Annotated in this window: 14 protein-coding genes; 1 reads left to right on the forward strand and 13 read right to left on the reverse strand. The window is 40.6% G+C overall.

What is annotated here, in order from left to right; genetic code table 11:
• Positions 1-173 precede the first annotated feature (173 nt).
• Positions 174-1,796 carry a putative polysaccharide biosynthesis protein gene (locus D8847_RS04410; RefSeq protein WP_125840743.1) on the reverse strand — a complete coding sequence of 541 codons (1,623 nt, stop codon included), beginning with the start codon at positions 1,794-1,796 and terminating at the stop codon, positions 174-176.
• A gap of 105 nt (positions 1,797-1,901) precedes the next feature.
• Between D8847_RS04410 and D8847_RS04415 the strand changes: the two genes are divergently transcribed.
• Positions 1,902-3,347: a UDP-N-acetylmuramoyl-L-alanyl-D-glutamate--L-lysine ligase gene (locus D8847_RS04415; protein ID WP_125840744.1), complete on the forward strand. Its 1,446-nt coding sequence runs from the start codon at positions 1,902-1,904 to the stop codon at positions 3,345-3,347.
• A 31-nt stretch (positions 3,348-3,378) separates the two neighbouring features.
• Here the strand turns inward: D8847_RS04415 and D8847_RS04420 are convergent, their stop codons facing one another.
• The 12 genes from D8847_RS04420 to D8847_RS04470 form a co-directional block, all read right to left on the reverse strand.
• Positions 3,379-3,579: a CsbD family protein gene (locus D8847_RS04420; protein WP_000051179.1), complete on the reverse strand. Its 201-nt coding sequence runs from the start codon at positions 3,577-3,579 to the stop codon at positions 3,379-3,381.
• Between the two features lie 101 nt (positions 3,580-3,680).
• On the reverse strand, positions 3,681-4,331 hold the full coding sequence (locus tag D8847_RS04425; protein ID WP_125840745.1) for a DUF1803 domain-containing protein: 651 nt from the start codon (positions 4,329-4,331) through the stop codon (positions 3,681-3,683).
• Entirely contained in the window at positions 4,315-4,827 is a 513-nt protein-coding gene (locus D8847_RS04430) for a YiiX/YebB-like N1pC/P60 family cysteine hydrolase (RefSeq protein WP_125840746.1), read from the reverse strand. The genes D8847_RS04425 and D8847_RS04430 overlap by 17 nt, the downstream gene beginning before the upstream one ends.
• A gap of 85 nt (positions 4,828-4,912) precedes the next feature.
• The gene (locus tag D8847_RS04435) at positions 4,913-5,848 is read right to left on the reverse strand and encodes a manganese-dependent inorganic pyrophosphatase (protein WP_125840747.1); all 936 of its coding nucleotides are present in this window, start codon (positions 5,846-5,848) and stop codon (positions 4,913-4,915) included.
• 85 nt (positions 5,849-5,933) lie between these two features.
• Complete coding sequence (locus D8847_RS04440; RefSeq protein ID WP_125453383.1) at positions 5,934-6,218, reverse strand: GIY-YIG nuclease family protein; 285 nt, start codon at positions 6,216-6,218, stop codon at positions 5,934-5,936.
• Entirely contained in the window at positions 6,208-6,957 is a 750-nt protein-coding gene (locus tag D8847_RS04445; protein ID WP_084874348.1) for a tRNA1(Val) (adenine(37)-N6)-methyltransferase, read from the reverse strand. The genes D8847_RS04440 and D8847_RS04445 overlap by 11 nt, the downstream gene beginning before the upstream one ends.
• Positions 6,958-7,010: 53 nt before the next feature.
• Positions 7,011-7,370, reverse strand: coding sequence for a S1 RNA-binding domain-containing protein (locus D8847_RS04450; RefSeq protein ID WP_125840748.1), 360 nt, complete (start codon positions 7,368-7,370; stop codon positions 7,011-7,013).
• Between the two features lies 1 nt (position 7,371).
• On the reverse strand, positions 7,372-8,772 hold the full coding sequence (locus D8847_RS04455; protein ID WP_125840749.1) for a bifunctional Cof-type HAD-IIB family hydrolase/peptidylprolyl isomerase: 1,401 nt from the start codon (positions 8,770-8,772) through the stop codon (positions 7,372-7,374).
• Between the two features lie 122 nt (positions 8,773-8,894).
• Positions 8,895-9,998: a glycosyl hydrolase family 8 gene (locus D8847_RS04460; RefSeq protein WP_125840750.1), complete on the reverse strand. Its 1,104-nt coding sequence runs from the start codon at positions 9,996-9,998 to the stop codon at positions 8,895-8,897.
• An 8-nt stretch (positions 9,999-10,006) separates the two neighbouring features.
• A complete protein-coding gene (locus D8847_RS04465; RefSeq protein WP_125840751.1) occupies positions 10,007-11,317 on the reverse strand; it encodes a glycosyltransferase family 2 protein in 1,311 nt (436 codons plus the stop codon).
• Complete coding sequence (locus tag D8847_RS10630) at positions 11,310-11,450, reverse strand: hypothetical protein (protein ID WP_185757921.1); 141 nt, start codon at positions 11,448-11,450, stop codon at positions 11,310-11,312. Before D8847_RS10630 ends, D8847_RS04465 begins: the two co-directional genes overlap by 8 nt.
• 9 nt (positions 11,451-11,459) lie before the next feature.
• Positions 11,460-12,239, reverse strand: coding sequence for a hypothetical protein (locus D8847_RS04470; RefSeq protein ID WP_125840752.1), 780 nt, complete (start codon positions 12,237-12,239; stop codon positions 11,460-11,462).
• Positions 12,240-12,245 lie beyond the last annotated feature (6 nt).

Consider the following 12,245-nt stretch of genomic DNA (forward strand, 5'->3'; position numbering starts at 1 on the left):
CTTATTATACAGCTTTTGTTTTATTTAGTCAAGTGATTTCTGAAGAAAAACTTAAAAAAGCATATTTTTTGCTCTCGATTTTAGAAAAAGTTCTCTTTTTTTAAGAAAAATGTACTATAAAAACCTTTCTGTTAAAGAAAGGTTAAATTTATTACTTTTATTTATAAATCTTTTTACGAGATTTTCAATCGTGTACGTAGTCTGTCTGCTTGAGCTTTGCCGATTATCTTGTCTAAGAGTCGAGTTCGTAGGCTCATCAAACCATAAAGACCTCCCCCAAGTCCCCCGATGAGAGCCACATAAAGGAAACTCCAGAAACGTCCACTTGGCTGGAAGACAAAACCGAGCAGCCACTGCAAGAAGCCAACTAGGATAAACATGACAAGGGTCAAGATGGTAATCAAAATGGTTCGCTTCAAGATTATCTTTCGACGAGCACCCGTTACCTGGCAGATGTCTCGGTACATCAAGACATTTGGAATAATCAAGCCGATAGTCGTTGAAATCAAGGGACCGTAGCTGTGGAAAATAGCAATGGTTGGCAATTGCAAGACGATCTTAGCAATGGAACCATAGACAAAATAAAGAACTGCCTTGCGGTTGCGGAACATGGCCTGAAGCATAGGAGACAAGACCATATACAAGCCTAGGATAGTAGACTGCAAAACTGCAAAGACAAATAAGCCCATGGCCAGACTATCTGGCTTACCGTAAAAAACTGTATAAAGAGGCTCCCCTACCATGACCACTCCAACCGTTGCTGGTAGTAGAAATAAGAAGAGCATGGTGAGGCTATCTTGGACTAGGCGAGCCGCCGCCTGCAAGTCACCTTTTACATAGTTTTCCGTCAACAGTGGCAAGCCGACACTCCCAATCGAAACTCCCACAGAGATTAAAATCATGGTAATTTTATTCGGATTGGCAGAGAAATAAGAAAACATGACAACCAAGTCTTCATTGCTGTAGTTGGTAAACCACTTCATACTATTGATAAAGGTCATCTGGTCTAAAATCTGGAAGAGTTGAATGGCTGATCCTGTCAGGATAAAGGGAATGGCTTCCTTGATGGTATCGACTAAGAGTCGCTTGCTATTGATTTTATCCCGTGTTTCAAAGACTCTTTTAAGCAAACCTTCTTGGGCAAGGAAATAAATCAAAACTGCAAAACTTGCCACCATCCCCACAAAGGCCGCAAAGGTCGATTGGGTAACGGCTGATAGGTAGTCACCAGAACCCATCTTCATAATGAAGAAGGTCGCCAACAACATCCAGATAACACGAATCACCTGCTCAGCGATTTGGCTCATAGCATAGGGTTTCAGATTGTTCATCCCTTGGAAGAAGCCTCGGATGACACTCATAGATGGGAAAATCAAGACCGCCCAAGCCAAGCTCTGCATGATAGGAATCAGGTCTTTCCCCACACCTGACAAATCTGCTAACCAGGGAGAAAAGAGATACAAGACCAAAGCAAAGACTAAGCCCAAGCCCGTCATAAAGCTTAGGAAACTCCGAATCAAGGCAAAGCTGTGCTCTTCTTCTCGCATGGTATTGTACTTAGCCACTTGTTTTGCAACTGCAACTGGGATACCCGCCGTCGAAATCAGCAAGAACCAGGCGTAAATATTGTAGCCCATGGTAAAGAGTCCATTTGCCTTGGCAGCATAGGTCCCCATCCAGATATACCAGGGAATAATGTAGATAGCACCAAGGAGGCGACTAATAAAGTTACTAGCTGTTAGCCAAGCAGTCCCTCGCAACATCTGGGCTTGCTGGTGATTGTTTTCGTTAGACATAGCTTCCTCATTCAATTTTAATAACTAGGAAATTTTCCTCATCTTCCATTATAAACTTTTCCTTGTTACTTGTAAAATTCAGACTTTCGGTTTACAATAGAAAGTATGATAAAGATTGAAACCGTATTAGATATATTAAAGAAAGATGATCTCTTCCGCGAGATTATCGACCAAGGACACTACCACTACAACTACAACGAAGTTGTTTTTGATAGCATCAGTTACGACAGCCGAAAAGTAAAAGAAGGCACTCTTTTTTTTGCAAAAGGCGCTGCCTTTAAAAAAGAATACCTTCTTTCTGCTATAACTCAGGGCTTAGCCTGGTATGTTGCCGAAAAGGACTACGAGGTTGGTATCCCTGTCATCGTTGTGAACGATATCAAGAAAGCCATGAGTTTGATTGCTATGGAATTTTATGGTAATCCACAAGAAAAACTCAAAATTCTCGCTTTCACAGGGACAAAAGGAAAGACAACATCTGCTTACTTTGCATACCACATTCTATCTCAACGCTACCCAACAGCTCTCTTGTCAACTATGAATACAACTCTAGATGGCAAGACCTTCTTTAAATCTTCCTTCTCAACACCTGAAAACATCGATCTTTTCAACATGATGGCTCAGGCTGTTAAGAATGGTCGAACCCATCTTGTAATGGAAGTCTCTAGCCAAGCCTATCTTGTTCATCGAGTCTATGGCCTGACCTTTGATGTAGGAGTCTTTCTCAACATCACACCTGACCATATCGGACCGATTGAGCATCCTAGCTTTGAAGATTACTTCTATCACAAACGTCTCTTGATGAAAAATAGCCGAGCAGTTGTCATTAACAGCGACATGAACCACTTTTCTGTGCTAAAAGAACAAGTGGAACATCAAGAACATGACTTCTATGGTAGCCAGTCAAGTAACCAAATCGAGAACTCCAAAGCCTTTAGCTTTTCCGCTACAGGTAAACTCGCTAGTGATTATGATATTCAACTCATTGGCCACTTTAACCAAGAAAATGCAGTTGCTGCAGGACTTGCCTGTCTTCGTCTAGGTGCTAGTCTCGAAGATATCANAAAAGGAATCGCTGCAACCCGCGTTCCTGGACGTATGGAAGTCTTGACTCAGAAAAATGGAGCCAAGGTCTTCATCGACTATGCCCACAATGGTGACAGTCTGAAGAAACTCATCAATGTGGTTGAAACTCATCAAACTGGAAAAATTGCTCTGGTTCTCGGTTCGACAGGCAATAAAGGAGAAAGTCGACGCAAGGACTTTGGCCTCCTCCTTAATCAACATCCTGAGATTCAAGTCTTTCTCACCGCTGATGACCCCAACTATGAAGATCCAATGGCCATTGCTGAAGAAATCAGTAGCTATATCAGTCATCCTGTTGAAAAGATTGTCGATCGTGAACAAGCCATCAAGGCAGCTATGGCCATCACAAATCAAGAACTCGATGCCGTGATTATTGCTGGTAAGGGAGCTGATTGCTACCAGATCGTCCAAGGAAAGAAAGAAGATTATCCTGGAGATGCGGCTATCGCAGAACGTTATCTATAAAAAAATCAAGGGAAGCATTCCCTTGATTTTTTTAGTCTTCTTTCTTAAATGAATTTTTAAGACCTTCAACGGCACCTTCTACAGCACCTTTAGCATCTTCAACTACTTCTTTTGCTTTCGCAACTGTTTTTTCTACAGTACCTTCTGCTTCTGTCTTGCTATCGCCAGTAACTTTACCAAATCCTTCTTTGATAGCACCAGTTGCTTGATCCAATTTATTTTCAAGTGACATAGCTCTGTCTCCTTTGCTTTTAATACGATAAACGTTATCGCTTGCATTCAGTTTATGCTTATTCTTTAGCAAAGTCAAACAATCTGCTCAAAATGAAGCAATTAAGGTAAATAGAAAGTCAACCGCTCCTTGTCGAAATCAANAGCCAACTCATACTTTCCAGCTTCATTTTGCACAATATAGCCTAGGATGACCAAACTATCCACAAAGATATCACGGCGTTTCTGCATCAGTTGGTCTTTTTTGAGGAATTTTAACAAAAAAGTCGTCATATATTTGAGGGCATACTCAGGGTTAACATCTCCTAAAATATCATAGAGTTTCTGCTGATCTTCTGTCAGTGGATACTGGTTCTTAACTTTATAAAAATAATTAGACAAGGTCATTTTTTGCCTTGCAAAGTCCGTATGTTCGATTAAAATGGCTGCATTGGTTTGATTGCGCAATTCCGTCTCAAAAGTCTTCTCCAGCAAGCCTTGATAGACTGGACTGTCCTCTCTGACAAAAATCTCTTGATCAAGGGCTAAATCATCCGTAGATTCTAAAAAAGGGAGATTGAGCGAATAACGTTTATTTTCCCTTAGAATCAAGCCTGCCTTTATATACTCTTCCATAAGCTTATCAACTGATACATCTGGAAACTGGGCCTTGATTTCTCGTAGAATCACATCGTCATGCTGGTCCAGATAGTCAACCAAATCTATAAAAAATGGTTGTCGAGTCAAACGAGAAGGATTAAAAATCTGAATCATGAAGGTTCCTTTCTTTACATTTTAAAAGAGGGGATGCCGCTAACTGACTAGGATTGGTCCCTGGCTGGTTCAGAGGCACAGCTATTCCTAGTTCTCTATAGTATTCATTCCAGAAATCACTAATCTCCTGCTCCCCGTCCCCAAATTGCATCGGAATAGTCTCAAAAATAGGCAGGATTTCTGCGATATACTGGGAGCAATAAAAGCCATTCCCATCCGGATAAAAAGAGGCATTATAGGGTGCGCCTAAATGTTTGCTAGCTCTCTCCTTCACCAAGTCAGCTTCCAGCTCTGGATAGACATAAAGGTCGTAAAGATGAGTCGGTTCAAAAAATTCAGCCGGTTCTTGACAGATAACACCAACCTCACCAGTTGCATGATAAACAAAACCGTCCAAAAAGATAGCCACGTGACTGTAGTTACCTGTAGAAGCCTGGATAGCCTGCCCCATTTCTGTATCTTCTCTCACAAAAATCAAATCGCCATTTTCTAACATCTTTCTCTCCTAGAAAAAAAGGAGCCGAAACCCCTTTAGCTATATGGAAAACACTGTTTTCTATTTTGAAATAATACCCAAAATTTTAATCATTAAAGCTTTCAGTCAACTGAGGCACCACTTGTTTCTTACGTGAAACAGCACCTGGAAGGAAGGCATGGTTATTTTCAAGTTTAAAGTTGAAGGCTGCTTCGACCTTGTCCATGTTTGATCCAAGAGCCAAAATTTCTGAGTTTGAGTTAACGATATCTGTAATCATCAAGACAAAGTCAGAGTAGCCGTTTGCTGCATTAGCCGCTTGCATTGCCGCTTCGATTTCAGCTTGGCGTTCCAAGACTTCAGCAATATCAACTGTATTCACTTGGGCAACACGAACCTTATTTCCGTTGAGTTCAAAAGTCTTAGCATCGATATCAATCAATTCTTCAGCAGATTTACTAGCCAAGTTTGTACCAGCCTTGAGCATAGCAAGACCGTACTCTTCCAAGTTGACACCAGCTAATTCAGCCAATTCAGGAGCAATGACTTTGTCAGATGGGTGTGTTGTTGGTGATTTCAAAAGAAGGGTATCTGAAATCAAACCTGAAAGCATCAAACCTGCGATTTCTTTAGGAACTGCTACACCATGTTCTTTGAACATGCGGTAAACGATAGATGAAGCTGATCCAACTGGTTCCAAACGCATGTAAAGTGGGCTTGCAGTTTCAAAGTTAGCCACACGGTGGTGGTCCACAACACCGTAAACTTCTACTTCAGCGATGTCTGACACTGATTGTTGGAATTCATTGTGGTCAGTCAAGATGACTTGCTCCACACCTTCTGCTTTAGCAGATGTGATGACGCGTGGTGCTTCTACACCAAAATAGTTCAAAACAAAGGCTGTTTCTTCATTAGGAGTTCCAAGTGCTACTGCTTCTGTGTCCAATCCATACGCCTCTTTTGCAAGATAAGCAAAGGCTACAGATGACCCGATGGCATCTGAGTCTGGATTTTGGTGACCAAATACTAGAATCTTAGACATGATAATACCTCTTTAAATTTATTCATCTTATTTTAGCACTTTTTTCCACTTTTGACAAAAGTAAGAGGAGCCAAAAGACTCCTCGTTAGACATCAATATGGTTGACTAGATTTTTCTCTTGATTTTCGGATAAAAATCGCTCTTTCTGTGGACGTTTCTTGCGTTTGAGGAGAGCTTCGGCAGACATAGCTTCTTCCTTACTGGCAAAACCCTCTACATAGATGAGTTTGACTGGCAAGCGAGCTCGGGTATACTTGGCTCCCTTACCACTATTATGAACGGCAAGACGTTTCTTAACGTCTGTCGTATAACCAGTATAGTAAGAACCGTCACGGCACTCTACCACATACATATAAGCCTTATGATCCATAGTAAATCTCTTGAATTTCTGGCGTATAGGAACCATCATCATTATGAACAATGAGTGGTGGCAAGACCTTGAAGCCACTAATAGACCCATCTTTGATTGCTTCGATTAAAAGCATATTGGCTTCCTTTTCTCGTTTAGGATAGACAAGTTGCAGGCGCTTGGGTGCTAAATTGTGGCGTTGAAGCATATCTAGAATATCCAAAAGTCGATCTGGACGATGAACCATGACAAAACGACCATTAGACTTGAGAATGCTCTGAGCACTTCGACAGATTTCCTTAAGATTAGTCGCAATTTCGTGTCTGGCCAGAAGGTAGTGTTCACTCTCGTTGAGATTGGAATGCGGATCCACCTTAAAATAAGGCGGATTACACAAAATCATATCCACCTTACTTCCCTGAATGTGGGCAGGCATATTTTTCAAATCATCACAGATGACCTGCATCTGCTCTTCCAAGCCATTCAACTGAACCGAACGCTCTGCCATATCCGCCAAACGCTCCTGAATCTCTACAGAGAGAATTTTTGCCTTGGTACGACTACTTGCAAAAAGTCCAACTGCACCATTCCCAGCACAAAAGTCCACAATTAAACCCCGTTTAGGGAAGCGAGGAAAGCGTGACAAGAGAACACTATCCACCGAATAGCTAAACACCTCTCTATTTTGGATGATCTTGATATCTGTCGAAAAGAGCTGGTTGATTCGCTCTCCTGGTTTTAATAATTGTTCTTCTTTCATACTTTTATTATAACAAATTATGTTAATAGCACAAATAATTTAGATAATCGTATTTATGGCTTCTTCTTTAAATACTCTAATGCCTCGCGCGTCCAAACAGGCATCATTCGGGCAAGAGGAGCAAATCCGTGCTTGATCCGATCATTTGAAAAACGTCTCCGTCTTGGCAATTGATATTTTTCCTCCTCCAAGGTACGGATAGAAAGGCTGGCCTTCCCAGTGTATTCGTCAAAATCCACCACCTGAACTTGGACTTCATCGCCAATTTTTAAAATGTCATAGATATTTTCAATAAATCCCGTCCGAATCTCCGAGATGTGAATCAGCCCTGTCCCCCCTGTCTCTAACTCAACAAAGGCACCATAGGGCTGAATTCCTGTAATACGCCCAGTTAGCTTATCACCAATTTTCATCCTAGTCCTCAATTTCAATCGTTTCAATTACCACATCTTCAACTGGCTTATCCATTGCACCAGTCTCAACAGCTGCAATGGCATCCAAGACCGCAAAAGATTCTGCATCTACCAATTGCCCAAAAACAGTATGGCGACGGTCAAGGTGAGGAGTTCCACCTTGTTCTGCATAGATCTCAGCGATTGGTTCAGGCCAACCACCACGCGCAATCTCTTTCTTAGAGTACGGCAAGTGTTGATTTTGAACGATAAAGAACTGGCTTCCATTGGTATTTGGACCCGCATTGGCCATAGAAAGGGCACCACGGATATTATAAAGTTCTTCAGAAAATTCATCTTCAAAAGCTTGTCCATAAATGGACTCACCACCCATACCAGTACCAGTTGGGTCTCCACCTTGAATCATAAAGTCCTTGATAATACGATGGAAAATAACACCATCATAGTAGCCATCTTTTGAAAGAGCAACAAAGTTGGCTACTGTTTTGGGAGCCTGTTCAGGGAAAAGCTTGATACGCAAGTCTCCGTGATTTGTCTTAATAGTCGCCAACGGACCTTCTACTGTTTCAATGTCTACTTGTGGGAAATGCAATTCTTTTTCTACCATACCAAATCCTTCTAAGGCATCAAAAATGCCATCTTCTTCTACTGTTTTTGTAATATAATCTGCTTTTTCTTTGATTTTATCATGGGAAACACCCATAGCAATACTGATTCCAGCATAATCAAAGAGTTCCATGTCATTGAGACCGTCCCCAAAGACCATAACATTCTCTGGTTTCAAGCCTAGATGTTCTACAACCTTGGCTACACCAGTTGCTTTTGATCCTGAAATCGGCACGATATCAGATGAATGTTCATGCCAACGCACCATGCGAAGTTTATCCGATAAAGACTCTGGTAAGTGCAAGCCATCCCCTTTATCTTCAAAGGTCCACATCTGGCATATATCTGCTTTTTTATGAAAGTCAGGATCCACACCCAAGTTCGGATAAATCGGATCAATCGCCTCACTGATCAGTTCTGTTCGCGTGGAGAGTTTGGCGTCATGACTGCCAACCAAGCCATATTCAATTCCCTCTCGCTTAGTCCAAGAGATATACTCCTCAACATCTGACTTGTCAATCTGATGCTGATAAATGACCTGACCTTTTTTATCTTCAATATAGGCCCCATTTAGGGTTACAAAAAAGTCCGGCTTGAGGTCTCGAATCTCTGGAACAACACCGAAAATACCTCGCCCAGAGGCGATTCCTGTTAAAATCCCTTTCTCTCGCAACTGTTTAAAGACAGTGGGAATTGTAGCTGGAATAAAACCTGTCTTTGACGTACGCAAGGTATCATCAATATCAAAAAAGACGATTTTAATCTTTTTCGCCTTGTATTTTAATTTTGCATCCATCTCTCTACCTCTTTTTTATCACTCTTTCCATTATACCATAAAACTTAGGAAATTCCTTTTTTGAAAAAAGATGAAAATCCTATCAAAAAGAGAGCCAGTATAACTAGCCCTCTCTTTTCATTCTAGAACAGCTCTAGAGCAATCATGGTAATCATCGTTGCATCATAGTAGTTATCCAAAGGTAAATCTTGTGTGAAAATGTATTTATTTTGCTGAAGAAGTTTCAGATAACCTTCTCCCTTGTCAGATGCATAAGTAATCGGTGCCAAGAAACTACCTGCCTGGTATTGATTGAAGGCCGTTCCGTTCAAGTCATAACCAGCATAGATACGTTGCTCTTTCATAAAGAAATCCATCATCTTTTGAACGAGTTTTTGACTTCTTTCGTCTTGACTTTGAGATAAGTGATAAGGCAAGCGACAAGCATTATAAGAATACGCCCCATCATATTGAGATTCAATAGTATTTGCTTTAGCAACACGCGCACCTGACTTCTCTACCCAGATAAAATCTGGCAAGAGACCGGTCTCAGATTGAGAACTAATTTGCTCCAATTGCCCAAGCATCTTATTCTTGACATCTAGCCATTGTTTATCACCAGTTAAATTATAAAATACTTGGAAATAATGAGGTAGTGTATCAGATGTTCTCATCAGATAGTAAAAATCTGAATTTTTTTGGGCCCAATTTCCTACTTTTAGAACACCGGTCTCCTCATTATAATTAAATCGAAGAATATCAATCAAGATACTTTTGGCTTGTCCTTCATATTCCTGAGCCTTATCTGGCCACTGTTTGGCAGCTTCAATCAAAGAATAAGCGATATAGAGATCACCATCGGTTGCGTTTTGCTTTTCAACCGTTTCGCTATCATTTTTGATCACTTGCTTCCAAGACATCAACTGCGTCCCCTCAATACGATGATTTTGGTAATAACGATAAAGACTCTCAAAATCTGCTTGACTTGCTTGCCCTTTTTGGGCTGCTAAAACCGTTATGAGCATGCCGTAACTTTGGGCTTCAGATAGAACTGTTGTTCCCTCCGAATCACTCGTCGTACGAACATAAGACTGATCGCCTTTTGTAACAAGGAACTGTTGGCTCCATTGTCTGTAAATTCGATTACGCATCTCGATTTTAGTCCTTCCTCTTGCTAAAAACAAGGCTAAACAAAAGATAGAAAGGATAAGCACAAACCAGACATATTTTAATTTATTCGTTTTCATAGAATCTCCTATCCTGCAAATCGCTTGGTTTTAACCCACTTGGTTTCTTTTCGTTGGAGTACTTTATCCAGTACGATTGAAGAAATGGAATCAATGGATACAACGATAAACATCTGTGCATAAGAGAAATAGGCTGCCAAGGCCAACCAGATTTGTTTCGTCGTCGCTTGTCCAAATTGACTTGCCAATGCAATCATAATCTGCATCAAATAGAGACCAATCATGAGAATCCAGTTAAAAAGCATGAGCTGGGCGATGTAGATATTGTCCGCATCAAAAGCAAACGGAACCCTGACATCTGGGAAGAAAAGATTAAGGCAGATCGCTAGCACATTCGCTAGGAAAATCAAATCCGATAGGACAATAGCAAAGTTAAACCAAAAGAAGACACATGAATAGTTAAAGACTTCTAGTTTAACGCGCCAGTTTGCTCTGCCAAATAAATGCTTAAAGTTCGAGAGAACTACTTCATAATTTCCTTTCGCCCAACGTTTACGCTGCATATAGTAACTCTTTAAAGTCTCAGGTTCTTGTTGGAAAGCCTCTGAATTATAGGCAAGGGCAATCAATTTACCACTCTGCATGATTTTGAAGGAAATATCAGTATCCTCTGTCAAGNCACCATTTTTCCAACCACCGATACTCTTTACAAAGTCGGTTTGAATGATAAAGTTGGTTCCTGGGATACGACCAATTTTAAAGAGATGCCACATCCCAACATGGTGCACCCGCTGAGTAACAACGATTTCTTGGTTGATACAACGAGTCAAGAAATTTTGATTGGCATTTCGAGTCTTGTTTCGACCGAAAGATGCCACATGGCGTTCTGGGTCCTTTATCACTTCTTTGACAAGGAAATAAAGAGCATTTTTTTCAGGCATAGCATCCGCATCATAGACACAGATGTATTCGCCCGTTGCCATCTCCAAAGCATCGTTTAGAACGCCCGCCTTTCCTCCCGTACCAGTACGGTCGATAATCGTCAGATTTCTTCCTGCATACTCAGGCATGGCTTGTACAGACAAACATTCTGCATAGGTGTTATCTGAACAGTTATCTGCGAATAGAAGCAACTCCACACGGTCGTGAGGATAGTTCATATCCAAGATAGCTTTTGCTGTTTGGGCAATAACCACATCCTCATTATGGGCAGGAACAACAATGGTAACCTTAGGATAATAAGGTAGCGGCGAAGTGTCTACACGAAAATCACTATGTTTAAACCAAAAGTGAACAGCTGAAAAGAGAATTACCAATCCCCAAGCTAGAGAAATCCAAATAGTAAGTAGCGTAAAAATCATTAACATTTGACTAATGATGATTCACCGCCTTAAAATTTTTGTTCACTCGATGGTAAAGAATATTGTATGCAATAAATAGTATGATAAAACAAATGCCAAAGGCGAGACTGAGCCCCAAAGCAATACCAAAAAATAGTTCGGTTAAAGTCATGTTTCCCTCCTAATATTCTACAATTACATCTGTCTCTAGTTGACGTTTGAGATGACTGGCAACATCTGCATAGTCTTGGTATTTATCTTTATTATCAGAGTTAATCACCAAATAGCCTGTTTGGAACTGAATTCCTTGATTGCCATCTTCTCCATGAAAAACTAAACTGTTCAGTTTCTCCTGCAAACCATTAAAGTAAAGGTCCTTCAAAGAATGCTGACTACTACTCGATAGAACGAGAAAATTACCATCCGAAACGTAATAGAGCTTATCATTGTAACTCAATTCCTGAGCAATTACCTCTTGAATACGACTGAGCATCTGGTTATGTTCTTTGGGTTTAATCTGGAAGAACAAATCTTCATGTGCCCAATGAATCAATAGAGATTGAACCGTAACATCACTTTGTTCAGTGACCATAGCTTGGTAATCTGCTCGAGCTTCGTCTTCCTGTTCTTGGACCTTTGAGGCCACCTTGAAGAAATAATAACGAACCTTAAGTAGAATCCCAATCAAAAGTGGAAAACTGATCAATAAGAAGACCAGTTGAATGATTGGGATATAAACCACACCCGCAACCAAAACGATAAGTCCAAAGCCAAATGCTAAGATAAGGGTCCAAGTAAGCAAAAGGTCAGATAATACCAACACTGCAAACAAGGCTAAAGCTAAAAACAAGATTTGTTCTAAAATGATTGCTCGGGCATACAAAAAACAAAGCACCAAAAGAATGACCTCACAGGCAAGCAAAGCCATAAGCCAGTTTTTAAATTGACTCCAATTTTTCATTTTATC

It is taken from the genome of Streptococcus mitis (assembly GCF_003942795.1).
Classification (GTDB): domain Bacteria; phylum Bacillota; class Bacilli; order Lactobacillales; family Streptococcaceae; genus Streptococcus; species Streptococcus mitis_BJ.